Annotated in this window: 19 protein-coding genes; 5 read left to right on the top strand and 14 right to left on the bottom strand. The window is 75.2% G+C overall.

What is annotated here, in order from left to right; genetic code table 11:
* Positions 1–139: 139 nt before the first annotated feature.
* From ACFYPD_RS25110 to ACFYPD_RS25095, 4 genes are all read right to left on the bottom strand, one after another.
* Positions 140–1,030 (bottom strand): oxidoreductase, encoded by an 891-nt coding sequence (locus ACFYPD_RS25110; protein ID WP_387118055.1) that lies wholly within the window; start codon positions 1,028–1,030, stop codon positions 140–142.
* Complete coding sequence (locus tag ACFYPD_RS25105; RefSeq protein WP_387118052.1) at positions 1,027–1,542, bottom strand: hemerythrin domain-containing protein; 516 nt, start codon at positions 1,540–1,542, stop codon at positions 1,027–1,029. Before ACFYPD_RS25105 ends, ACFYPD_RS25110 begins: the two co-directional genes overlap by 4 nt.
* Positions 1,543–1,643: 101 nt before the next feature.
* A complete protein-coding gene (locus ACFYPD_RS25100; protein WP_387118049.1) occupies positions 1,644–2,975 on the bottom strand; it encodes a low temperature requirement protein A in 1,332 nt (443 codons plus the stop codon).
* A 45-nt stretch (positions 2,976–3,020) separates the two neighbouring features.
* Complete coding sequence (locus tag ACFYPD_RS25095) at positions 3,021–3,587, bottom strand: TetR/AcrR family transcriptional regulator (protein ID WP_387118046.1); 567 nt, start codon at positions 3,585–3,587, stop codon at positions 3,021–3,023.
* A 151-nt stretch (positions 3,588–3,738) separates the two neighbouring features.
* On the opposite strand from ACFYPD_RS25095, the gene ACFYPD_RS25090 reads away from it, so the two are divergent.
* The gene (locus tag ACFYPD_RS25090) at positions 3,739–4,683 is read left to right on the top strand and encodes an SDR family NAD(P)-dependent oxidoreductase (protein ID WP_387118043.1); all 945 of its coding nucleotides are present in this window, start codon (positions 3,739–3,741) and stop codon (positions 4,681–4,683) included.
* 58 nt (positions 4,684–4,741) lie between these two features.
* Here the strand turns inward: ACFYPD_RS25090 and sucB are convergent, their stop codons facing one another.
* Complete coding sequence (sucB, locus tag ACFYPD_RS25085) at positions 4,742–6,535, bottom strand: 2-oxoglutarate dehydrogenase, E2 component, dihydrolipoamide succinyltransferase (protein WP_387118040.1); 1,794 nt, start codon at positions 6,533–6,535, stop codon at positions 4,742–4,744.
* Positions 6,536–6,602: 67 nt separating this feature from the next.
* Positions 6,603–7,994, bottom strand: a complete 1,392-nt coding sequence (lpdA, locus tag ACFYPD_RS25080; protein ID WP_387118037.1) for a dihydrolipoyl dehydrogenase — start codon at positions 7,992–7,994, stop codon at positions 6,603–6,605.
* 177 nt (positions 7,995–8,171) lie between these two features.
* Here lpdA and ACFYPD_RS25075 point away from each other — a divergent pair, with 177 nt between their 5' ends.
* Positions 8,172–8,501: a hypothetical protein gene (locus ACFYPD_RS25075; RefSeq protein WP_387118034.1), complete on the top strand. Its 330-nt coding sequence runs from the start codon at positions 8,172–8,174 to the stop codon at positions 8,499–8,501.
* 65 nt (positions 8,502–8,566) lie between these two features.
* Here ACFYPD_RS25075 and ACFYPD_RS25070 read toward each other — a convergent pair whose 3' ends face one another.
* Positions 8,567–10,135 carry a leucyl aminopeptidase gene (locus tag ACFYPD_RS25070; protein WP_387118031.1) on the bottom strand — a complete coding sequence of 523 codons (1,569 nt, stop codon included), beginning with the start codon at positions 10,133–10,135 and terminating at the stop codon, positions 8,567–8,569.
* Positions 10,136–10,302: 167 nt separating this feature from the next.
* Between ACFYPD_RS25070 and gcvT the strand changes: the two genes are divergently transcribed.
* Complete coding sequence (gene gcvT / locus ACFYPD_RS25065) at positions 10,303–11,433, top strand: glycine cleavage system aminomethyltransferase GcvT (protein WP_387118028.1); 1,131 nt, start codon at positions 10,303–10,305, stop codon at positions 11,431–11,433.
* Positions 11,434–11,452: 19 nt separating this feature from the next.
* Here the strand turns inward: gcvT and ACFYPD_RS25060 are convergent, their stop codons facing one another.
* From ACFYPD_RS25060 to ACFYPD_RS25045, 4 genes are all read right to left on the bottom strand, one after another.
* Positions 11,453–12,748 carry a DUF2314 domain-containing protein gene (locus ACFYPD_RS25060; RefSeq protein ID WP_387118025.1) on the bottom strand — a complete coding sequence of 432 codons (1,296 nt, stop codon included), beginning with the start codon at positions 12,746–12,748 and terminating at the stop codon, positions 11,453–11,455.
* Between the two features lie 63 nt (positions 12,749–12,811).
* Positions 12,812–13,585 (bottom strand): adenosylcobinamide-GDP ribazoletransferase, encoded by a 774-nt coding sequence (locus ACFYPD_RS25055; protein WP_387118021.1) that lies wholly within the window; start codon positions 13,583–13,585, stop codon positions 12,812–12,814.
* Positions 13,575–15,593, bottom strand: a complete 2,019-nt coding sequence (locus tag ACFYPD_RS25050; RefSeq protein WP_387118018.1) for a bifunctional adenosylcobinamide kinase/adenosylcobinamide-phosphate guanylyltransferase — start codon at positions 15,591–15,593, stop codon at positions 13,575–13,577. The genes ACFYPD_RS25055 and ACFYPD_RS25050 overlap by 11 nt, the downstream gene beginning before the upstream one ends.
* 46 nt (positions 15,594–15,639) lie before the next feature.
* Complete coding sequence (locus ACFYPD_RS25045; protein WP_387118015.1) at positions 15,640–17,487, bottom strand: protein kinase; 1,848 nt, start codon at positions 17,485–17,487, stop codon at positions 15,640–15,642.
* A 121-nt stretch (positions 17,488–17,608) separates the two neighbouring features.
* Between ACFYPD_RS25045 and ACFYPD_RS25040 the strand changes: the two genes are divergently transcribed.
* On the top strand, positions 17,609–17,809 hold the full coding sequence (locus ACFYPD_RS25040) for a hypothetical protein (RefSeq protein WP_387118012.1): 201 nt from the start codon (positions 17,609–17,611) through the stop codon (positions 17,807–17,809).
* Positions 17,806–18,603: a site-2 protease family protein gene (locus ACFYPD_RS25035; protein ID WP_387118009.1), complete on the top strand. Its 798-nt coding sequence runs from the start codon at positions 17,806–17,808 to the stop codon at positions 18,601–18,603. Before ACFYPD_RS25040 ends, ACFYPD_RS25035 begins: the two co-directional genes overlap by 4 nt.
* Positions 18,604–18,710: 107 nt before the next feature.
* Here ACFYPD_RS25035 and ACFYPD_RS25030 read toward each other — a convergent pair whose 3' ends face one another.
* From ACFYPD_RS25030 to ACFYPD_RS25020, 3 genes are all read right to left on the bottom strand, one after another.
* Positions 18,711–19,709 (bottom strand): aldo/keto reductase family protein, encoded by a 999-nt coding sequence (locus ACFYPD_RS25030; RefSeq protein WP_387118006.1) that lies wholly within the window; start codon positions 19,707–19,709, stop codon positions 18,711–18,713.
* An 89-nt stretch (positions 19,710–19,798) separates the two neighbouring features.
* Entirely contained in the window at positions 19,799–21,694 is a 1,896-nt protein-coding gene (locus ACFYPD_RS25025; RefSeq protein WP_387118152.1) for a WG repeat-containing protein, read from the bottom strand.
* 760 nt (positions 21,695–22,454) lie between these two features.
* Positions 22,455–23,615: a pentapeptide repeat-containing protein gene (locus ACFYPD_RS25020; protein WP_387118150.1), complete on the bottom strand. Its 1,161-nt coding sequence runs from the start codon at positions 23,613–23,615 to the stop codon at positions 22,455–22,457.
* Between the last annotated feature and the right edge of the window lie 169 nt (positions 23,616–23,784).

The raw sequence follows: 23,784 nt of genomic DNA, 5'->3' as shown, positions 1-23,784 counted from the left end.
AGCATTCCCCGGGTACGCCCGTACCGGCCAGCCCGGACCCGCCGATTCTGCTGACCGGCGAATCCGGGCCTTACGGCGGACTCCAGCCGGAACCTCCCGCAGGAGCCCCACGCCGGGCGTGAAGAAGGGCTCCTTCCTGTCAGGCGGTCCGGTGGACGGCGTCGAGGCGGGACAGGTCGTCGTCGGTGAGCTGCAGCGCGGCGGCCGCGACGTTCTGCTCCAGGTGCGCCGGGTTGCCGGTGCCCGGGATGGCGAGCACGTTCGGCCCCTGGCGCAGCGTCCAGGCCAGCCGGACCTGCGCCGGGGTCACCCCGTGCGCCCGGGCCACCGCGCGCACCTCGTCGTGCTCCTCGCCGCTCGCCCCGGCCTCCCGCCCGCTGGTGGCAAGGGAGAAGAACGGCACGAACGCGGTCCCGTGCGCGGCGCAGTCCCGGATCAGCGCGTCGTTGCTCCGCCGGTAGCCGAGTCCCCACGAGTTCTGCACGCAGACCACCGGGGCGATGGCGCGTGCCTCGGCGACCTGCTCCGGGCGGACGGCGGAGACGCCGAGGTGCCGGATCAGCCCGGCGTCGCGCAGCTCGGCGAGCGCGCCGAAGTGCTCGGCCAGCGGCTCCGGGCCGTACACCCGGAGGTTGACCACGTCGAGGTGGTCGCGGCCGAGCTGGCGCAGGTTCTCCTCGACCTGGCCGCGGAGCTGGTCCGGCCGGGCCATCGGCAGCCAGGCACCGGACGGGTCCTTGCCCGGCCCGACCTTGGTGACGATGACCAGGTCCTCCGGGTACGGCGACAGCGCCCGGTTGATCAGCTCGTTGGCCGAGCGCAGCGGCGAGAAGTAGAACGCCGCGGTGTCGATGTGGTTGACGCCCAGCTCGACCGCGCGGCGCAGCACCGTCACCGCCCGGTCCCGGTCGCTGGGGCTGCCGTCCGCGTTCGCGGTCAGCCGCATCGCGCCGAAGCCGATCCGGTTGACGGTGCGGTCGCCGAGCTGCCAGGTGCCCGCCGCGGCGGCGTCGACGGTGTCGATGGTCATGCGGTCTCCGTCCGTTCGAGAATGTCCCCGTTCCCGGGTGGCGTGACGCCGAGCAGTTCCACGGGGTCGCCGGCCAGCCGGTTCAACGCGGTGACCAGTTTCCGCTCCTCGTAGCTGAAGTGCGACTCCAGCAGCGCGGCCAGCCCGTCCAGCTCGGCCCGGACGGTTCGGCCGTCGGCCGCCCCGGCGAGCAGGGCGTCGATCCGGCGCAGGAGGTCGGCGACCACCCGGTGGTCCGTGCTCAGCTCGGCGAGCACGGGGCGCAGCTCGGGTGCCTGCTCGGCCAGGGCCTGGAACGCGCCGCCGTCCTCGCCGGAGTGGTGCCGGTCCAGCGCCGCGCAGAAGCCGACGCAGTGCGCGCGCAGCTCCCGGGTCAGTGCCGCGGTGCCGTGGCCGGGGGAGTCGAGGCTCGCGCGGAGCTCGGCCAGCTCCTCGCGGAGCCAGTGGTGGATCTCGATCAACTGGGTGCCGAGGGCGGTCAGCCGCCCGTTCGGTGGGTGGGATGGGTGCACATGGTCCCCTGCTGTCCCGCGCCTCCATGCCCACGGCGGCCTTCGTGCCGGGCGCACCGCGACGCTGCGCAGCAGTCTAGGCGCGGTGGCGTCGTGGCCGGCTACTCGCCCTCGTCGCGTTCGTGGGGTTCGTGCCAGCGGGCTCGGTAGGCCGCCTCGTGGGCCTCGTGGCTGGTGCGCTCCTCGAAGACCAGGCTCCGCAGCGCCCGCCGGCCCGCGTCGAAGACCACCACCTCGGCGGCCACCATGCCGACGGTGATCGCGGTCAGCAGCGCCAGGGCGGCCAGCGCGGGCAGGTGTTCGGCCACCGGGATGCTCACGGCGAGCAGCAGGACCGTCGCGACCCGGGTCCAGCTCAGGGTGTGCAGGGTGCGGAGCTGGAAGAGCATGTTGCCGCAGATGTAGCAGATCACGCCGCCGAAGAGCAGCGGTACGCCGGAGTCCTTGGCGGGCAGGTGCTGGGGGACGTGCGGGTCCGCGATCTGGTGCACGATCATCTCCGCGCCGAGCGCGAACAGGATGATGCCCGCGATCATCGGCAGGAACAGGTACCCGTAGGCGTCCCGGGCCATGGCGACGCGGGGGCCGTCCTCGGCGGCGTGCAGGGCGATCCGCGCGGCCGGCCCGATCATGTCGTAGTGCGCCCACCAGAGCGCGGCGGTGAAGAAGATGCCGAGCACGGCCGCCGCCACGGCCGGCCAGGTCGGCGGCTGGCCGAGCAGGTTGCTGCCGACGCCGACCGAGATGACCGACTCGCCCAGCGCGATGATCAGGATGAGGTCGTACCGCTCGGTCCAGTGCTCGGCGGAGGCGACGCCCCAGCCCCAGGTGCCCGCGATGAGGCCGGTGGAGTACTGGAGCAGCACGACGGTCGCCCACAGCCCGTCCCGGAGCGCCGCCGACGAGAACAGGTCGTCGATCTTCGGCGGGATCAGCGCGGCGATCCCCAGCAGCAGGGTGCTGCCCACCAGCTCGGGGGTGAACCGGAGGAGCTGGCGGCGCTCGTTCGGGCTGTCCCGCACGGCGTGCAGGTAGAGCAGCAGGTGCACACCCCGGATGACGGTGTAGCTGACCGCCGCGACGATCGGCCCGGCCGCGTTGCCGCGCGGGTCCCGGAACGCGTTCGGCAGGGCCAGGGCGAAGGTGAACAGGGCCGCCATGCCGACCGTCATGAGCACCGGGACGAAGCCCTCGCCGAGCCGGATCCGGGTGGCCACGATGCTGTGCACCACCCACGACCACCAGAGCACGGCGAGGACCAGCAGCGCGTGCAGCAGTGCGCCGCCGCTGACCTGGAGCGCGGTGGCCCGGGTGATGATGAAGAAGGAGAAGACGAAGACCAGGTCGAAGAAGACCTCGAACCGGTCCACCCGGGCCCCGGGCGCCACCGGCACCGCCGGACCGAGGCGTCCCCGCCACCCGAAGCCGCTCACCGACCGAGTCTGTCAGCGCCGGGTCGGCGGCGGACCGGATTCTGCTCAGGCCGGCCGGCGGCGCAGCCCGTCCATCAGCAGGTCGAGCAGGCGCCCGGCCTGCGCGCGCTGGTCCGGCTCGCCGGCCACCAGGGATACGCCGCTCAGCCCGGCGAGCACGTCGGCGGGAGCCACGTCGGCGCGTACGGTGCCCGCGGCGGCGCCCGCCGCCAGCAGGTCGCCCAGCGCGGCGAGCAGCCGGTCGCGGCTGTGCGCGTACGGGTTGGCGCCGGAGGCGATGGCCAGCCGCAGCGCGTCGGCCATCCCCCGCTTGGTGGCGAGGTAGTCGACGAACCGGTCCATCCAGGCGCGGACCGCCGCCTCGGCGGGCAGTGCCGCGAGCAGCTCCGGCACGGCGTCGCAGAGCTTGGCCAGCTCGTTGCGGTAGGCCGCCTCGATCAGCGCCTCGCGGGTGGGGAAGTGGCGGTAGAGGGTGCCGATGCCGACGCCGGCTTCCTTGGCGATGCGGTCCAGCGTTACCTCGCCGCCGGCCTGGGAAAACGTGTGAACCGCGGCGTCCAGCAGTCGCTGCCGGTTGCGCAGCGCGTCGGCGCGCAGCGGGCGGTCGGGCACGTCTCCTCCTCGGCTCGACCGGGGCGTCGTCCCCGGCCGAGGTTGGCAACCGGAGGCTCCTCCGGTTAGGGTCCGAAGTAACGGAGGATCCTCCGCTTCTCATCGTAGCGCTCGGACGACCGGTCCGTGCCGCCGCCGACAAGGATGGATCATGACCACCAGCAACCTCGTGAGCACCCCGTTCTCCCGCGAGACCACCGCCCTGGAGGTGGTCCGTGACCTCGACCTGACCGGCCGGCGGGCGGTCGTCACCGGCGGCGCCTCCGGGATCGGCGTCGAGACGGCCCGCGCGCTCGCCGCCGCCGGGGCCGACGTCACCATCGCGGTCCGCAACACCGAGGCCGGGCAGCGTGCCGCCGCCGACATCACGGGCACCACCGGCAACGACCGGATCCTCGTCGCCCCGCTCGACCTGGCCGACCTCGACTCGGTGGCCACCTTCGTCCGCACCTGGGACGGGCCGTTGCACATGCTGGTCAACAACGCCGGCATCATGGCCTCGCCCGAGATGCGCACCGCGCAGGGCTGGGAGATGCAGTTCGCCACCAACCACCTCGGGCACTTCGCGCTGGCCGCCGGGCTGTACCGGTCCCTGGCCGCCGCGGGCGGCGCCCGGATCGTCTCGGTCAGCTCGGCGGCGCACCTGCGCTCGCCGGTGGTGTTCGAGGACATCCACTTCCGGCAGCGGCCGTACGACCCGTGGCAGGCGTACGGGCAGTCGAAGACCGCGAACGTGCTCTTCGCGGTGGACGCCACCCGGCGCTGGGCCGACGACGGGATCTACACCAACGCGCTCATGCCGGGTGCGATCCAGACCAACCTCCAGCGCTACATCACCGAGGAGGAACTGGAGCGGATGCGCGCGCAGAGCGGCGGCGGCGCGGCGCACTGGAAGAACCCCGAGCAGGGTGCGGCCACCTCGGTGCTCGTCGCCGCCTCGCCGCTGGTCGCCGGGGTCGGCGGCCGGTACTTCGAGGACTGCCAGGAGGCCGGGCCGAACCAGCCGGGCACCCGCACCGGGTACGCCCCCTACGCCCGTGACCCGGAGGCCGCCGAGCGGCTCTGGGAGGTCTCCGAGGAGCACCTGCGCGGCTGACCCGGAAACGACGAGGGGCGCGCGGCATCCGCCGCGCGCCCCTCCTCCGTCAGGGGGGTCAGAGCCCCAGTTCGGCCTCGAAGTTGCCGGCCTCCAGCCGCTCCTTGACCGCGACGAGGAAGCGGGCCGCGTCCGCGCCGTCGATCAGCCGGTGGTCGTACGACAGAGCCAGGTAGACCATCGAGCGGACCGCCACGACCTCGCCCAGCTCCGGGTCGTTGACCACGACCGGGCGCTTCACCACGGCACCCGTGCCGAGCATCGCCGACTGCGGCGACGGCACGATCGGGGTGTCGAAGAGCGCGCCCCGGCTGCCGGTGTTGGTCAGCGTGAAGGTCGCGCCGGCGATCTCGTCCGGGCTGATCTTGTTGGTCCGGGTGCGCTCGGCCAGGTCGGCGACCCGCTTGGCGATGCCGCCGAGGTTGAGGTCACCGGCGTTGTGGATGACCGGCACCAGCAGCCCGCGCTCGGTGTCCACGGCGATGCCGAGGTGCTCGGCGTCCGGGTAGGTGATCGTCCCGCCCTCGAGGTCCAGCCGGGCGTTGAGGATCGGGTACGTCTGCAGCGCCTCGATGGCGGCCAGGGCGAAGAACGGCAGGAAGGACAGCTTCACGCCGTGCCGCTGCTGGAAGGAGTCCTTCGCCTGGGCCCGCAGCTTGGCGATCCGGGTGACGTCCACCTCGATCACCGTGGTCAGCTGCGCCATCTCGTGCAGCGACTCGTGCATCCGGTTGGCGATGGCCTTGCGGATCCGGGGCAGCTTCTCGACGGTGCCCCGCTTGCTGCTCGGCTGCGGCTTCACGGCCGGCTTGGCCGGGGCCGGGGCGGCCGGAGCCGGCTGCGCGGCCGGCGCGGCCTGGGCGGCCTTTGCCTTCTCGGCCGCCTCCAGCACGTCCTGCTTGCGGATGCGCCCACCGACGCCGGTGCCGTTGACCGAGGACAGGTTGACGCCGTGCTCGGCGGCCAGCTTGCGGACCAGCGGGGTCACGTAGCCGGCGCCCTCCTCGCCACCGGCCTGGGCCGGGACGGTCGGCCGCTGCGGCGTGGTGGTCGGCGCGGCCGGCTGGGCGGCCTGCTCGACCTTGGCCGGCTGCGCGGCCTGCTCCGCCTCGGGGGCCGGCTCGTTGTAGGACAGGCCCGGGGTCGGCTCCTCGACCGTGGGCTCGGGCTCCGGCTTCGGCTCGGGCTTCGCCTCGGCCTTGGGCTGGGGCTTCGGCTCCGCCTTCGGGGCCGGCGCGGCGCCGGCCGCGCCCACGATCGCCAGGACGCCGCCGACCTCGGCGGTCTCGTCCTCGGGAACCTTGATCTCCAGCAGCGTGCCGGCGACCGGCGACGGGATCTCGGTGTCGACCTTGTCGGTGGAGACCTCCAGCAGCGGCTCGTCCACCTCGACGGTGTCGCCGACCTGCTTGAGCCAGCGGGTCACCGTGCCCTCGGTGACGCTCTCACCCAGGGCCGGCATGGTGACCGGCGTGCCCTCGCCCGACGGCGCGGCGGCCGGGGCGGGCTCCTCGACGGCCGGCTGCTCCGCCTCGGCCTGCGGCTCGGCGGCGGCCTGCTCGGCCTCCTCCGCCGGGGCCTCCTGCTGCGGGGCGGCCCCGCCGGCCTCCTCGCCCTCACCCGCGATGACCGCCAGCTCGCTGCCGACCTCGGCGGTCTCGTCCTCGCCGACCACGATCCGGCTCAGCACGCCTGCCGCGGGCGACGGGATCTCGGTGTCCACCTTGTCCGTGGACACCTCGAGCAGCGGCTCGTCGGCCTCGACGGTGTCGCCCTCCTGCTTGAGCCAGCGCGTGACGGTGCCCTCGGTGACGCTCTCGCCGAGCCGGGGCATGGTGACCGATACCGGCATGTTCTCCAGACTCCTTCATTCCCCTGGTGGGATCATCGCCCGTCGCCGGACGCCGCGGTTGTCGTGATCAGGCGTGTGAGTGCAGCGGCTTGCCGGCCAGGGCCAGGTGCGCCTCGCCCAGGGCCTCGGTCTGCGTCGGGTGGGCGTGCACGAGCTGCGCCACCTCGGCCGGGTACGCCTCCCAGTTGTAGATGAGCTGCGCCTCGCCGATCAGCTCGCCGACCCGGGCGCCGACCATGTGCACGCCGACCACCGGGCCGTCCTCGACCCGGACCAGCTTCACGTGCCCGGTGGTCTTGAGGATCTGGCTCTTGCCGTTGCCGGCGAGGTTGTAGTTGTAAGTCTTGATCTTGTCGGCGCCGTACTGCTCCTTGGCCTTCGCCTCGGTGAGGCCGACCGACGCCAGCTCCGGGTCGCAGTAGGTCACCCGCGGGATGCCGGCCTCGTCGATCACGGCCGGGTTCCTGCCGGCGATCTCCTCGGCGACGAAGATGCCCTGCTGGAAGCCGCGATGGGCGAGCTGGAGGCCGGGCACGATGTCGCCGACCGCGTAGACGTTCGGCACGCTGGTGCGCAGCCGCTCGTCGGTCAGCACGTAGCCGCGGTCCATCTTGACGCCCTGCTCCTCGTAGCCGAGGTTGGCGGTGGTCGGGCCGCGGCCGACGGCGACCAGCAGCAGCTCCGCCTCGACGGTGTCGCCACCCTGGATGGTCAGCTTCACGCCGTTCTCGGTCTTCTCGACCTTCTCGAACGGCTTGCCGACCTTGAAGTTGATCTTGCGCTTGCGGAACGCCCGCTCCAGCGCCTTCGAGGACTCCTCGTCCTCGGCCGCGACCAGGCGGGGCAGCGCCTCGACGATGGTCACGTCCACGCCGAAGGACTTCCAGACGCTGGCGAACTCGACGCCGATCACGCCGCCGCCCAGCACGATCGCCGAGGAGGGGACCCGGTCCAGGGTCAGCGCGTGGTCGCTGGTGATGATGCGCTCGCCGTCGACCTCCAGGCCGGGCAGGCTCTTCGCGTAGGAGCCGGAGGCCAGGATGATGTTGCGGCCGGTGTAGCGCTTGCCGTCGACCTCGACGACGTTCTTCCCGACCAGCTTGCCGGCGCCCGCCACGAAGGTGATCTTCTTGGCGCTGCCCACCAGGCCCTGCAGGCCCTTGTAGAGGCGGGAGATCACGCCGTCCTTGTACGAGTTGACCGCCGCCATGTCGATGCCGACCAGCTCGGCCTTGACGCCGAACTGCTCCGACTCGCGGGTCTGGTCGGCGATCTCGGCGGCGTGCAGCAGGGCCTTGGTCGGGATGCAGCCGTTGTGCAGGCAGGTGCCCCCGAGCTTGCCCTTCTCGATCAGCGCGACGGACAGGTCCAGCTGGGCGGCACGCAGCGCCGCCGCGTAGCCGCCGCTACCACCTCCGAGGATGACGATGTCGAAGGTTGCGTCGTTCGGCTCGCTCACGTCCAACTCCCAGGTCGCGTCGCTGCATCGGGGGTTACGGCGGAGTAACAGGCACACCCCACCTCGGTCATCTTGTCACCACCGGGGTCGGAGCGCGTACCGAGGTGCCCAACGACACGTGGGTGACACGTACGCTTGGCACCGTCTTCGATGACGGACGGGGGAGGAGTGGGTTCGGTGGGGCTGTTCCGACGACGCAAGCAGGCGGGCGCGGTGAGTCGCGACCGGGTCGCCGACCGCGCCGATCTGGACCATCTTGAGAGTTTCGTCCGCACCCGGCTGGGCGTCGAGGCGTACCTGGAACCCCGGACCACGGTCACCGAGACCACGATCATGCTGATCGCCGACGACGGCGAGTGGACCCGGCGGCGGGTCGGCGGGCCGGAGGAGGCCCGCCGCTTCGCCCACCGGCTGGCCATCCCGATCTACGACGTCCGGCTGATGGGCTACCCGCAGCGGATGCGCGACTACAACGAGCGCCGCAAGCGCCGCCCCGAGCTGTTCTGACCCGGTGTGGAAAAGGGCCCCCTGTTGTACGCGAGGCGTTAACAGGGGGCCCTTCCTGACCTTCGTCAGCCGTTGGCGGCGACGTCGTCGACCAGGTGCAGCAGCGTGCGCACCGGGACGCCGGTGCCGCCCTTGGTCCAGTAGCCGGTGGCCTCACCCGAGTGGTAGCCGGGGCCGGCGATGTCGATGTGCGCCCAGGCCACGTCGTCGGTGACGAACTCGCGCAGGAAGACGCCGCCCTGGAGCATGTGGCCCGCCCGGTCCATGCCGGCGTTGACCTGCGAGATGTCGGCGACCTCGGAGTCCATGCCCTTGCGCACGTCGTCCGGCAGCGGCATCGGCCAGGCCGGCTCGCCGGTCGCGTCGCCCGCGGTCCGGACCCGCTCGCACAGCTCCGGGGTGCCCATCACGCCGGCGATCCGCTTGCCCAGCGCGATCACCTGACCGCCGGTCAGCGTCGAGGTCTCGAACAGGTAGTCGGCGCCGTCCTCGCAGGCCCGGGCGATGGCGTCGGCCAGGATCATCCGGCCCTCGGCGTCGGTGTTGAGCACCTCGACCCGCTTGCCGCTGTACATGGTGATCACGTCACCCGGCCGGTAGCTGGTGCCCGACGGCATGTTCTCCGCCATCGGCAGGTAGCCGGTGACCGCGACCGACGGCTTGAGCGCCGCGACGGCCAGCATGGCCGCGCCGACCGCCGCCGCGCCCGCCATGTCGGACTTCATCTCCCACATGCCCTGGGCCGGCTTGATCGAGATGCCGCCGGTGTCGAAGGTGATGCCCTTGCCGACCAGCGCCACCCGCTTGCCGTTGCCGCCGCCCTGCGGGGTGTAGGTCAGCTTGACCAGCCGCGGCGGGGCCTCCGAGCCCTGCCCGACGGCGAGGATGCCGCCGTAGCCACCGGCGGCGAGCGCCGCCTCGTCGAGCACCTCGACGCCGAGCCCGGCCTCCCGGGCGGCGGCGGCCACGGCCTCGGCGAACGACGGCGGGCGCAGCTCGTTCGGGGCGGTGTTGACCCAGTCCCGGCTGGTCCGCACCGCGCCGGCCACCGCCTGGGCGCGGGTGACCTCGGCCTGGGCGGTCGCGTCGGCCGCGTCCGGCACCGCGACCAGCACCTCGGCCACCGGCTCGCGCCGGGCCGGCTGCGGCTTGGTCTTGTAGCCGGCGAACCGGTAGCCGCCGAGCAGCGCGCCCTCGGTGACCGCGCGCAGCGCGGCCGGGGCGTCGGCGTCGTCGGGCAGCGGCAGGGCGAGCGCGACGCGGGACGCGCCGGCCAGGGCACGGACGGCCGCGCCGGCGGCCCGGCGCAGGGTCTCCGGGGCCGGGGCGGCGCCGGACGGCTCGGGGCCGAGGCCGACGACGGCGACCACCGGGGCGGTGACCGTGCCCAGCGTGGCCAGCTTGATCACCTCGCCGGGGCCGCCGGTCGCGCCGAGCAGGGCCAGCGTCTCGGTCAGCTTGCCGTCGAACGCGGCGGCGATGCTCTCCGCGCCGCTGGCCAGCAGCAGCGCGCCGGCGGGTGAGCCGGCCTCCTGCTCGGTGGTCTGGCTGTGCACGCCGATCACGATCGCGTCGACGGCGAGTTCGGCGGGGTCGGTGTCGACCAGGCTGAGGGTGGTGCGGGGCGATGTCACGAAAGCTACTCCGGGCGGGCCGGGCCGGCCGCGGCGTCGCGTACCGGCGATGAAGGTCTCCGGCGGCGAACCTACCCGCCGGACGCGTGGCTGTCCCGCCGATGGGTGCAGGCGGGACGTCCCCGCCGATGCTAACCAGCCGGTCACGGGCCGGTAAGTTCGCACCCATGACCGAGGTGACCTCCGACGCCGCCGAGACCCGGCTGCGCCGTTCCCCGTTGCACGAGCGGCACACCGCGCTCGGCGCCAAGTTCGCCCCCTTCGGGGGATGGGAGATGCCGCTCGAGTACGCCGGAGGCGGCGTGCTCAAGGAGCACACCGCGGTGCGTACCGGGGTGGGCGTCTTCGACGTCTCACACCTGGGCAAGGCCCGGATCACCGGGCCGGGCGCCGCGGACTTCGTCAACTCCTGCCTGTCCAACGACCTCGGCCGGATCGCCCCCGGCAAGGCCCAGTACACGCTCTGCTGCGACGACGCCACCGGCGGCGTGGTGGACGACATCATCGCCTACCTGTACGCCGAGGACCACGTCTTCCTGGTGCCGAACGCGGCGAACACCGCCGAGGTGGTCGGCCGGTTGCGCGCCGCCGCGCCCGAGGGCGTGATCGTCACCGACGAGCACGAGGCGTACGCGGTGCTCGCGGTCCAGGGGCCGCGCTCGGCGGAGCTGCTGGGCACGCTCGGCCTGCCCACCGGGCACGACTACATGAGCTTCTCGGCCGCCTCGCTGAACGGCGTCGAGCTGACCGTCTGCCGCACCGGCTACACCGGCGAACTCGGCTACGAGCTGGTCGTGCCGGCCGGCGACGCGCTCGTCGTCTGGGACGCGCTGTTCGCCGCCGGCGAGGCGGAGGAGCTGCGCGCCTGCGGCCTGGCCGCCCGGGACACGCTGCGCACCGAGATGGGGTACCCGCTGCACGGGCAGGACCTCTCCCTCGACATCACCCCGGTGCAGGCCCGCTCGGGCTGGGCGGTCGGCTGGGACAAGCCGGCCTTCTGGGGCCGCGACGTGCTGCTGGCCGAGAAGGCCGCCGGCCCCGCCCGTACGCTGCGCGGCCTGGAGGCGGTCGACCGGGCCATCCCGCGCCCCGGCATGGCCGTCTACGCCGGCGACAAGCAGGTCGGCACGGTCACCAGCGGCACCTTCAGCCCGACCCGGAAGCAGGGCATTGCCCTGGCCCTGGTCGACACCGACCCGAAGCTCCCCGACGGCGAGGTCCTGGAGGTCGACATCCGTGGCCGCCGCGCCCAGATGCGACTGACCCGCCCACCCTTCGTCCAGCCCTCCGTCCGCTGACCCGACGGGGACGGGTGGGTCAGTCGGTGGTGGCGGGGGGTTCGCCGGCGTCGAGGACGGCCTGGGTCCAGCCGCCCTCGATGACGCCGGTGCCGTCCAGCACGGCCCAGTCGACGACGTCGGTGGCCTCCACCACGACCGGGGCGCCGATCCGGACAGTGGGGTCGCCGGCGGCGTCGCTGGCGCTCGCGCCGACGATCCGCTCCGGGGCGTCCCACGAGGTCACCCCGGCCCAGACGTACTCGGGGCCGTCGTCGCCGGGCAGGCCGTACTTGACCACGAGCTGGCTCTCGGCGGGGAGCAGGCCGGCCAGGAAACGGGCCCGGATGTCGTCCAGCGCGGCCCGGGCGGTGGCGACGGCCCGGCTCATCGCGTCGCCCGAGCGGGCGTACCGGACGTCGGGCTGGATGCCGTTGAACAGGGTCGCGCAGGCGGCGGCGAAGTAGCGGCCGGGCGGGCCCGGGTGCCCGGGCGGCGGGTTGAGGGTGAGGAACGAGTCGGCGTCCGGGTCGGTCGCCGGGTCCAGCTCCAGCCGCAGCAGCACCGGCGCCGTGGCACCGTGCTGCTCCGGGTTGCCGTACGCCACCGCGATGTCGTGCCCGGTCACCGTGGCCAGCACCGGGAGCTGCACGAACGCCGGCACCTCCTCGCCGGCCAGCCCGTCGGTCCAGTCCCGCAGCAGGCGCCGGGCGGCCCCGGTCATCACCGCGCCCCAGGCGCGGGTGAGGTGGTCCGGCACGCCCTGCGCCTGGAGTTCCAGCAGCCCGAAGCGGCGCAGCCCCTTGGTGGTGAACCAGAGCCCGTCGGCGTCCGACGAGTACGGCACCAGCACCCAGTCGACCAGCCGGATCCGGCCCTGCTCGTCGGGGAGGGACCGGAGCGCGGTGGCCGGGTCGAGGAACTGGAGCCCGAAGACGTCCACCACGTCCCCGTCGACCGTTTCGGCGACCGCCGCGGCCACCGCCCGGGCCGCCCACTCGTGCGCCGGCGGCCAGCCCGGCCGGTATTCGGCCTGCACCACCACCAGGTGCGTGGCGGCGGCCAGCCGGGCCAGCTGCGGCTCGGTCGCCCCGAACGCGGTGAGCAGGTCCGGCGGCAGCTCGGGGAACTCGCTGACCGGGCGGGTGTCCACGGTCATCAGCGGGCTGTCCAGCATCTGCTTGGCCAGCCCGTGCACCGGCTCGGCGAGCCGGCCGGCCAGCCCCTCCACGGCGGTCTTCGGGCTCACCTTGGGCAGGCCGACGATCGGCACCAGGTAGGTCGCGTCCAGCGACTCGGGCACCGGTACGGGCAGGAAGTCGTCCGTGATGAGCATGCCGTCCCCCTCGACCGCGCCGGTACCTCGCCTGAGAACGCTACCCGCCCGGACGGGTGACGCTCAGGCGGACAGCACCAGTCCCAGGTAGGACAGCGTGGTGACGATCTCCACGAGGGCGCCGAGCACGTCGCCGGTGATCCCGCCGAACCGGCGTACCAGGTGCCGCAGCAGCCCGGCCGCGACGGCGAGCGCGGCCAGCACGGCGAGCGGCCCCTGCCACGGGCGGCCGGGCACCGCCGGCACGGCCAGCAGCGCCACGGCGGCCGTGCCGGCCACCAGCGCGACCGGCCCCACCGTGCCGGCCACCAGCGCGCCCAGCCCCTCCGGCCGGGCGGCCGGAACCCCGCGCCGGCAGGCCAGCGCGACGCCCAGCCGGCCGGCCGCCGTCGCGGCGACCACCGCCGCGAGCGCCGCCGGCCGGGACCGTCCGGCCAGCTCCGCGAGCACCGCCGCCTGGAGCAGGAGTACGACCACCAGCGCGACCACGCCGAACGGCCCGACGTCGGGCTTCTTCATGATCTCCAGCGCCGCCGGCCCGCGCCGGTAGGAGCCGAGCGCGTCCACCGTGTCGGCCAGCCCGTCCAGGTGCAGCCCCCGGGTGAGCAGCGCGCCCAGCGCGACGGTCACCCCGGCGGCGACCAGCGGGGGCGCGACCGCCGCGGCGAGCAGCAGCACCGCCCCGAGGAGCGCGCCGAGCAGCGCCCCGACCGCCGGGGCGAGGGCCATCGCGGCGCCGGCCGCGGCCCGGTCCACCCGGCCGGCGCGCACCGGCGCCGTGGTGAAGGTGGTGAGCGCCAGCCGGATCCCGTCGCCGAGCCGGAATTCAGTCGGCACGCCGACCGGGGGCGACCGGCTCGTCCGGCTCGATCGTGGTGGGCCCCGGCCCGGTCGGCTCCGGCTCGGCGAAGTCCGGCTCGGGCTCGGTGCTGGTGGGCCCGGGCCCGGCCGGCTCCGGCTCGGCGAACTGCGGCTCGGGCTCGGTGCTGGTCGGCCCCGGCCCGGCCGGCTCGGGCTCGGCGAAGTCCTCGTCGTACCCCCCGCCCAGCGACGGGTGCACGGGCAGGCCGGCGGCGAGCGCCAGGGCGGAGCGCAGCAGCGGCAGGGCGGCCAGCGCGGTCGCTCCCTCGCCCAGGTCGAGCCGAAGGTCCAGCAGCGGGGTCAGGCCCAGCACGTCGGCGGCCAGCCGCACCCCGGGCCGGCCGCCGTGGTCGGGCAGCAGGCACCAGTGCCGGGCCTGCCCGGCCAGGTCGCGGCTCACCATGCCGGCGGCCACCCCGACCGGCCCGTCCAGCAGGACCGGGACGCGCCGGGCGGTCGCGCCGAGCAGCACGCCGGTGGCCACCGCCACGTCGCCGCCGCCCAGCTCGGCGAGCACGTCCTTGGCCTCCCGGGCGGAGCGCCGGGTGCGATGCAGCGCGTCCCGGACGGCCGCGCAGCGGACCATCCAGGCGGCGTCGTCGAACTCGCCGTGCTCGGTCACCACCCGGCCGAGCACCGCCGGGGGTTCCGCGCCGGCCGTGGCCGCCAGCACCGCCGCGGCGGCCGTCTCGGTGCCGGCCCCGCACGCCGCCAGCACCAGCAGCTGTACGCCCGCGTCGGCGGCCTGCTCGGCGAGCCGCCAGCCGTAGCGCAGGGCCGACTCGACCTCCTCGCCGCTGAGCGCCGGCCCCTCCTCGATGGGGGCGGAGCTGGGCGTCTCGACCACCTGGAGGCTGGCGCCGTTCTCGGCCGCCAGCCGGGCGAGGGGCCCCTTGCCGGCGCGCGCCTGCCGGGCGCGGCGGGCCGACTCGCCGGGCACCGCGCCGGCCGACGCCCCGCCCTCGTGGTCGCCGTGCAGCAGCAGCACCCGGACCGAACTCCACGGCGTCGGGGTCGCGGTGCCCTGGGTGGCGGCGGCGAAGCCGACCACCCGCTCCAGCACGCCGAGGCCGGCGCCGGGGATGTCCAGGGTGGCGAGCCGGTCGACCGCCTGCGGGCCGGTGTAGTCGTCGGGCATCGGCAGTTCCATGCCGGGCTGGATGACCAGGCCGGTGGCGACCATGGGCAGCGCCATGGTGGGGGCGGCCCAGTCGGCCGGGCCGGCCGCGTCGGCCGCCGCCGGGGCCGGGGCGGGCGGAACGGCCGGGGTGAAGACCTCGGGCAGCGCCTCGTCGGGCGCGCCGGTCCCCGGCCTGACGCCGGTGCTCGCCACCGGCTGCGGGGCGCCCGCCTGGCCGGGGCCGGCGTGTGCCGGGGCGGCCTGTGCGGGACCGGCCTGTGCGGGGACGGCGTGTGCGGGGACGGCCGGTGCGGGGGCGGCCGGCTTCAGCCAGGCGGTCTGCCCGGCCACCACCAGCGCGACGGCGTCGCAGGCCTCGGCGACCGCCCGGTTGGTCGCGCCCAGCGCGTCGGTGAACGCCCGGCCCAGCGGTGTGGTGGGCACCAGGGACAGGCCCACCTCCGGGCTGACCAGCACCAGCCGGGCGGTGCTGGCCCGGACCGCCGCGGCCAGCTCGGCGATGGTGGCCGTGTCGTCGGCCGGCTGGTGTGCCGGATCGAGCAGCACGGTCACCCAGCCGCCCAGGTCGTCCACGACCAGCGTCTCGTTCGGCCCGGCCGCCGCGATCACCTCGGCCAGCCGGCCGGGGTCCGCGGCGGTCTCCTCGGTGGTCCAGCTACCGGGCCGGCGGGCGCGGTGCGCCGCGAGGCGGGTCGCCCACTCGGTGTCCTCCGGATCCCCCTCGGGGGCGGTGGCCACGTACCGGACCGTGGGCGCGTCGGCGACCACCGACTCGGCGAACTCCGACTTGCCGGAGCGGATACCGCCGAGCACCAGGAGGGTGTTCCACCCGTCTACGGACATGCCCGTACCTTAAGGCCGCCCGGCGGGTCGCCGCCCGCCGCCCCGGTCAGTCGCAGTGCTCGAACGGACTGGCGTAGCTGGCCCCGCCCGCCGACCCGCCCCACTTCACGCAGACCCCGGCGGCGGTCGCCCGCACCGGCCCGGCGTAGTACTGGTAGCCCCCGCTCTCGGTGTGCCGCGCCTTGCCCTGCACCTCCAGGTACGCGGTCACCGTGGTGGCCCGCCCGACATCGGTGTCCTTGAGGGTGACCACGCAGTTGGCGCTGCTCGCGGTGCTGTAGAGCAGGTAGACCCGGCCCTTGCGCACCCCGCCGGCGGTCAGGGTCGCCGAGTCGATCACCTGGTAGCCGCTGCCGCACGCCTGCGCCGCGGTGTACGGGTTGGGCTTCTGCGGGGCTGCCGTGCTTCCGGTCGGCCCAGGCGCGCCGGTGGTCGGCGCAGGCTCACCGGCCGACGGGCTGCCCCCGCCCGCCGCCGGGCGGCCCGGCGTGGCCGACGGCGACCGGCTCGGCCGCCCGGTACGGCTCGGCGTCGGCTCCGCACCCGCGCCGGCACTGGCGTTCGCCGACGCGTCCGGCTGCCCGGGGTCGGCGACCGCGGACTCCCCGGTCAGCGCGGCCGGCCGCTGCCCCGGGTCCGTGTCGTCGGGGGAGTGCAGCACCGCCACGACCACCGCGGTCAGCACGGCGACCAGCACCACGCCGGCCGCCCCGGCCAGCGCCAGCACCCGGCCGCGGCCGCGGCGCTCCGCAGGCTCCTCCAGCGTCGGCGGTTCGCCCGAACCGGCGTGCCGGTCCCGCAGCGACCCGTGCCCGGTTCGGGCGGCCGGGTCAGGGCCAGCGGCGGACAGCGGCGCGGCCGGGAACGCCGCGGGCGACTGAACGGCGGGCAACTGGCCGGCGGGCAACTGAGCGGCAGGCGACTGGCCGGTTGGCGGCTGACCCCCGGGTGGCGTACCGCCGGGCTGGTCCGGGGTCGGCGCGGGCGCCGGGAGGGCGGCCGGGCCGGGCACGGCGGGCCCCGCCACGGCCCACGGCGGGCGGGGCGGGACGGGGAGGCCGGCCAGAGTGGCGTCCCGGGCGTCCTGGGCGGCCTCGGCCAGGGCGAGCGCGCTCGGGAACCGGTCGGCCGGACGCTTCGCCAGCGCCCGGCGGACCACCTCGACCACCGGCGGCGGCGTGCCCACCAGCGGCGGCGGCTCGTCCTGGACGTGCCGCATGGCCACCTGGAGCGGGTTGTCGCCCTCGAAGGGCGGCCGCCCGGCCAGGCAGTAGTAGGCGACGGCGCCGAGCGCGTAGACGTCGGTGACCGGCGACACCGGCTGGCCGGCGGCCTGCTCCGGCGACATGTACGAGGCGGTGCCGAGCACCATGTGCGCGGCGGTGATGCCCGCCATGGTGCTGGCCCGGGCGATGCCGAAGTCGACCAGCACCACCGTGCCGTCCCGCTTGACCAGCAGGTTCCCGGGCTTCACGTCGCGGTGCACGATCCCGGCGAGATGGGCGGCGTGCAGCGCGTGCGCGGCCTGCCCCACCACCGACATGGTGGACGCCGGGTCGAGCCGGCCGGCGCGCCGGATCCAGGTGACCAGCGGCTCGCCGTCGACGTACTCCATCACGAGGTAGCTGACCTGGCTGCCGTCGGCGAGGGTGGCGGAGCCGAAGTCGTGGACCTGCACGATGCCGGGGTGGCGCAGCGCGGCCAGCATCCGGGCCTCGGCGTGGAAGCGGGTGGTGAACTCGGGGTCGGCGACCAGCGAGGGCAGCAGCACCTTCACCGCGACCTCGCGGCCCAGCAGGGTGTCGGTGCACTTCCAGACGGCCCCCATGCCGCCCGTCGCGATGCGTTCGCCCAGCCGATAGCGATCGCTGAGCACCACTCCTTGAGTCAGCACCGCGCCACCGTACCGGCCCGGGTGCGGGCATGATCCATGGCGGCCGGGCCGTCCCGCGTCCGGCCGACTAGGCTTGCGGGGGTTTCCGTCCCAGGGCGACGGCGGCGAGGGGAGACGCGGCATGGCGTGGAGCTGGCGGTACGAGAGCACGAACGGCGCTTCGGTCGACGGGCCGGGTGAGTCGTTCCCCAGTCAGGCGGACGCCGAGTCGTGGATCGGCCAGGCCTGGCGGGAGCTCGCGGCGTCCGGCGTCACGTCCGTCGCGCTCCTGGAGGACGACCGGGTGGAATACCGGATGAGCCTGCTGCCCCCGGCCGAATGACGGGCTACGACCGCCCGCGCGACCCGCTGGTGCTCGGGGTGCCCCGGGCGGCGTTCCGGCCCAGCGCGATCTTCCTCGCCCTGGTCGCGATCTTCGTGGCCAGCGGGGTGATGACCTGGAACCGGTTCGGCAACGTCGGGTTCGACGTCTTCCTCTTCGTGGTCTCCGGCTGGCTGATGTCGCTCTGCCTGCACGAGTACGCCCACGCCGTGGTCGCGTACCGGGCGGGGGATCGGGACATCGCGCACCGGGGCTACCTGACGTTGAACCCGTTGAAGTACACGCACCCGCTGCTGTCCATCGTGCTGCCGGTGGTCGTGGTCCTGCTGGGCGGCATCGGCCTGCCCGGCGGCGCGGTGTGGGTCGACCGGCACGCCATCCCCGGCCGGCTGCGGCACACCCTGGTCAGCCTGGCCGGGCCGGCCACCAATGTGCTGTTCACCCTGCTGCTGGTGCTGGCCGTGCGGATCGGCCTGGAGATCGGCGGCCCGCTGGAGTTCTGGGCCGGCGTGGGGCTGCTGGCGTTCCTCCAGCTCACCGCCAGCGTGCTCAACCTGCTGCCGGTGCCGGGCCTGGACGGCGGCAACATGATCGAGCCGTGGCTGAGCCCGCAGTACCGGCGGATGTACGACCTGTTCGCCCCGTACGGCTTCATCCTGCTGTTCGCGCTGCTGTGGAGCCCGCGGATCAACGGCTGGTTCTTCGGCGCGGTCTTCTCCGTCGGGGACCTGCTCGGCCTGCCGCCCCAGCTCTACGGTCTCGGGTGGCACCTGATCCGGTTCTGGGAGGGCTGACCCTCCGGCACCGGTAGCCGCCGCGCAGCGGCGGGGCGCTCCGAGGTGCGCGGTACCTCCGAGGGGTCCCGGGCCGGCGCGGAGGCCGCGCCGGCCCGGGGGCAGTGTCACGGACGCTGCGCCGGGCTCTCGGTCTTCGCCGGGTCCCGCTCGGTGACCGGCTCGACGATCTCGTCGATCGCCTTGAGCAGGTCGGCGTCGAGCTTCACACCCGCCGCCTTCACGTTGTCGTGCACCTGCTCGGGCCGGGACGCGCCGACGATCGCCGAGGCGACGTTCGGGTTCTGCAGCACCCAGGCGACGGCGAGCTGCGGCATGGTCAGCCCGGCCTGCTCCGCCAGGGGCTTGAGCCGCTGCACCCGGGTGAGCACGTCGTCGCTCAGCCACGAAGCGATGAAGCCCGCGCCGGACTTCTCGTCGGTGGCGCGGGAACCGGCCGGCGGCGGCTGGCCCGGCAGGTACTTGCCGGACAGCACGCCCTGGGCCATCGGCGACCAGACGATCTGGCCGACGCCCAGCTCCTCGCTGGTGGGGATGACCTCGGCCTCGATGACCCGCCACAGCATCGAGTACTGCGGCTGGTTGGAGACCAGCGGGATGCGCAGCTCGCGGGCGAGCGCGTGCGCCTCCCGGATCTGCGACGCCTTCCACTCCGAGACGCCGATGTAGTGCGCCTTGCCGGAGTGCACGATGTCGGCGAACGCCTCCATCGTCTCCTCCAGCGGGGTGCTGTAGTCGTAGCGGTGGGCCTGGTAGAGATCGACGTAGTCGGTCTGCAGGCGGCGCAGCGAGCCGTTGATCGACTCCATGATGTGCTTGCGGGACAGGCCCCGGTCGTTGCGGCCCGGCCCGGTCGGCCAGAACACCTTGGTGAAGATCTCCAGCCCCTCGCGCCGCTCGCCCTTGAGCGCGCGGCCGAGGACCTCCTCGGCCTTCGTGCCGGCGTAGACGTCGGCGGTGTCGAAGGTGGTGATGCCGGTGTCCAGGGCGGCCCGCACACAGGCGGTCGCCGCCTCCTCCTCGACCTGCGACCCGTGGGTGATCCAGTTGCCGTACGAGATCTCGCTGACCAGCAGGCCCGAGCGGCCTAGGTGTCGGAATTCCATGCCCTGACCCTAGCCCCGCCCGATCATGGTCGGCGTGCGGCGCGGCGGGGTGTGACGCTCAGCCGGGCACGAGAGGGCACGTCGGCGGGTCAGAGCACCGGGCTGGTGTCGGCGAGCAGCCGGTCGATCTCCGCGACCACGGCGCCCCGGCCCCGGTGCACCAGGTCGATCAGCAGGTCGCCGCGCCGGTCCAGCGCACCCCAGCGACCCGCCTCGTCGCCCACCAGGAACGCCACCGGATGCACCACCAGCGACGGGTACGCCGGCGCGACCACCACCCGCCCGGTCCGGTCCACCACACCCCGGCGACCGGCCAGCTCCACCACGGCCAGACCGTCCTCGGTGAAGCCGTCCACGTGCCGGCCGTCGGCCAGCGCCGTGGTCAGACCGTGGTACCGGGTCGGCACCACCACCTGACCGGTCCGGTCCACCGCGCCCCAGCCGCCGTTCTGCCGCACCGCCGCCAGACCGCCCCGGAACGGCCGGACGTCCTCGTAGCCCGGCGGGATCCTCACGATGTTGGTCGAGTCGACGGCCATCCACCGGCCCTTGCCGTCCATCGACACCCAGGAGAGCCCCTCCGAGAACGAGCCCACCGCCCGGTAGCCGTTGTTCGCCTCGATCAGCGCCGCGCCCGTCGTGTCGATCAACGCCCAGCGGGACGCCTCCGGGCGGCGTACCCACGCCAAACCCTCGCGGAACGGCTGCACCTCGGCGTACCCGTGGGCGATCACCAGCTCGCCCTCGGCGTCCGCGTACCCCCAGAGCTCCTGCTCCTCGTCGAACGTCGGCACCGGGTGCCGCTCGCCGCCCAGGAGCGCCTCCCGGCTGCGCGGCTTCGGCCCGAACCCACCGGTCGCGGCCCGCTCGGCGACCGCGTCCAGGGCGAGCGTGGTCCGCGCGTTCAGCTCCCCGTCCTCACCCTGGCGCAGGTCCAGAGCCCGCTCGAAGTGCAGGCACGCCTCCGTCAGCCGGCCCTGGTCGTAGCAGGAGCGGCCGGCGTGCTCGTGCAGCACCGCGCGCAGCCGGTCCGGCAGCTCCGGCGAGTTGGCCTCCGCGAAGAGCCGGTCCGCCTCCGCGTGCTCGCCCCGCCAGCGCAGCACCTCCGCCAGCCGGGCGCGGGCCAGCGCGGTCCGCCGCAACTCACCCGTGGCCTCGGCGTACGTGAGGGCGAGCCGCGCGTCGGCCAATGAGTCGTCCAGCTCGCCGAGGATCCGGGACGCCACCGAGCGCAGGCTGAGCAGCCGCGCCCGGCTGCGGTTGTCCAACGTGGTGCCGAGCTTGGCGGTGAGGCCGTCCCGGATCTCCCGCAGCGCCGCCGGCTCGGGGGCCTCCTCGCGGAGGGTCTCCGGGTGCAGCCGCCAGCGGACGGCGGCCAGGGCCTGCTCCGGGTCGGCCGGGCGGGCCTCCCGCCGCTCGGTGCCGGCCTCCGGCGCGGCCGCTTCCTCGTCGGCCCCTTCCTGGTCGGCGGCTGTCTCGTCGGCCGCTTCGTGGTCGGCGGCTTCGTGGTCGGCCGTTTCCTGGTCGGCCGCTGCCTGGTTGCTCGGTGCGGCGGTCGGCGTGGGTGGGGTGTCCCCGGCCGGGATGGAATCGGCGGACGCCTCGGCCGGGGTGGCCTGCGCCCGTACCGGCGCCTCCGATACGGCCGGCGGACCCGGGACCGGACGTGGCTGGTCGGTAGCGGGGGTCGGCTCCCGCGGGGTCGGCTCCTGCGGGGTCGCGGCGTTCTCGTGCGAGGTGGCTGCCGGTGCCGGTGCCGCCTGTGCCGCCGGTGCCGGCACCCCGGCCTGCGTCGGTGCGTGCGGCGGCGGTGCGACGCCGCGGGACGTGGCGCCCGGAGTGGTCTCGGCCGGTAGGGCGGCCTCGGTCGGCGGATGGGGCGTCGGGGCCGTCGGCGTGCCTTCCGTGGCCGCCGTGGCGGGGGCATCGGCGTGGGTGGGCTGCACGGCCGGAACTGCCCGGGCGGCGGTGGTCGACTCCCGCATGGCCGGTGCGGGGGTGGACGGGTCCGGCGCGGGTGGGCCGGAGGCGGGCGCGGCGGGGCTGGGCATGGGCGGTGCCGAGACCGGCGCGGTGGGGCTTGGCGCGGGCGTCGTGGGGACGGCCGCGTCGGGGTTTGCGGCCGGCGGTGCGGAGACGGGTGTGGCGGGGCTTGGCGCAGGCGTTGCCGAGACGGGCCTGGCGTCGGGTGCACGGCTGGCGGAGCCCGAGTCGACCGAGGCGGGCGCGGATGGTTCCGGCGACGGCGTGACTCCGCGTTCCGACCCGGTGCGGGCGTCGAGGTCGGGGGCGGACCGATCCCGGTCCGGTGCGGCTGTCTCCGGACGGAGCGCCACCTGAGCCTCGGACGCCGGGTCGGACAGCTCCGGCGTCGGCCGGGTCCCGGTCGCGTCGGACCCCGTGGCCTGGCCCGGAGCATCGAGCACCGGCGCGGACGGCCCCTGGATCGGCGCGTTCGGTGAACCGGCCGCGCCACGCACCTCGACCGGCTGGTCCTGCTCCGCGGGGCCGTCGTCGACGGACGACCTGAGCGGCGTAGTGCTGACCGGCTGGTCGGCCTGGGGATCGGCGGGGCTGTGGTCGACGGGCGGCCTGGGTGGCGGCGCGCTGACCGGCCGCACGGCCGGCGGATCGACCGAGCCGGCCGCGGGCGACGACGCCGGTTCCGTCGCACGCGGCGGATCGGACGCCTCCGCCGGAGCGGCCGGCGACACCAGCTCGTTCGCCCGGAACCAGGCCTCCACGTCAGCGTCGGCCGGCCGCGTAGCCGGCGCGTCCTCCGGCCGGTCGGCGGCCTCGCCGAGGCCACCGTGCCCGTCCACGGTGACCGGGGTGGACAACCGGTCGGCCGCGTCCGGCGGAACCGGGCCGGCCGGCGTGGTCGCGCGGCCGTCGTCGGTCGGCCGAGCGGCCTCGGCGGGCGTGGTCGGACCGGTGGCGCTGCCCGGCTGGGGGCCTGCGGCGCGCACGGTCGGGCTGACGGTGTGCTCCGGCCGGGCGGCTCCGGCGCCGGGGTAGGCGGGTGGGGCGGGTCGGGCCGGTGCGGCCGCTGCCGACCCCTCGACGGGTCGGGCCTGCGGTGGCGGGGCTGTCCTGCGGCCGTCCACCGCCGGCTGCTCGGTGCGATGGGCGGGCGTGGCCGCTGCCGATCCGGCCGCCGGTCCCGCCGGCCGGTCGGACCGGTCGCCCGGGCCGGTGGGCCGACCCGAAACTGGCGCGCCTGAGGTGGGCACACCGGGGACGGGCGCGCCTGAGGTGGGCGCGCCGGAGACGGGTGCCCCGGAAGTGGGAGCCCCGGAAGTGGGCGCGCCGGGGATCGGTGGGCCGGACACGGGTGCCTCGAAGACCGGCGGCGCGGAGACGGGTGCCCCTGACACGGGTGCCCCTGACACGGGCATGCCGGAGACGGGTGCGTTGGCGACCGGTGCGCCCGACACCGGCGTGGCCGGCAGCGGCGCGCCCGACACCGGCGCGCCCGACACCGGCGCGCCCGGCAGCGGCGCGCCCGAGGTCGGCGCCGCCCGGCGCGGGTCCGGTCGGGTCGTCGGCTCCACCGGTGGCCGCCGGACGCCGTCGGGCCGGGTCGGTGGGGCCGGCATGGCCGGCTGACGCCGCTCGTCCAACCGTGGCGGGGGTACGGGCCGCTGGCGGGCATCGTCGGGGCGCGGCGAAGGCGGCGCCATCGGCGGGTCCTGCCGCTCTCCGGGGCGGGTCGGGGCGGCCGGCATGGCTGCGTCGCGTCGCTGGTCCGGTCGCGCGCCGGGCGGGGGCTGCTGCCTGACCTCCTCGGGGCGCACCGGCCGGTCCCGCAGGTCGTCCGGACGGGTACGCGCGGCCGGCTCGACCGGCAGTCGCCAGCCGTCGCCCGGCCGGGCCGACCCGGGCTCGCCCGGCCGCCCCTGCCACCCGTCCGGCCGCGGCCGGAACTCCGGTCGAGGCCCGACCGACTCCGGCCGAGGCCCGACCGAGTCAGGACGCGGACCGGTGGATTCAGCTCGCGGCCCGACCGACTCGGGGCGTGGACCGTTGAACTCGGGCCGGGGACGGACCGGCTCGGGCCGGCCGTCCACCGCTT

Source organism: Micromonospora sp. NPDC005299, from assembly GCF_042872345.1.
Taxonomy (GTDB): Bacteria; Actinomycetota; Actinomycetes; order Mycobacteriales; family Micromonosporaceae; genus Micromonospora.
The sequence above is the reverse complement of the archived record's forward strand: the minus strand, read 5'-3'. Positions and strand labels throughout refer to the sequence as shown.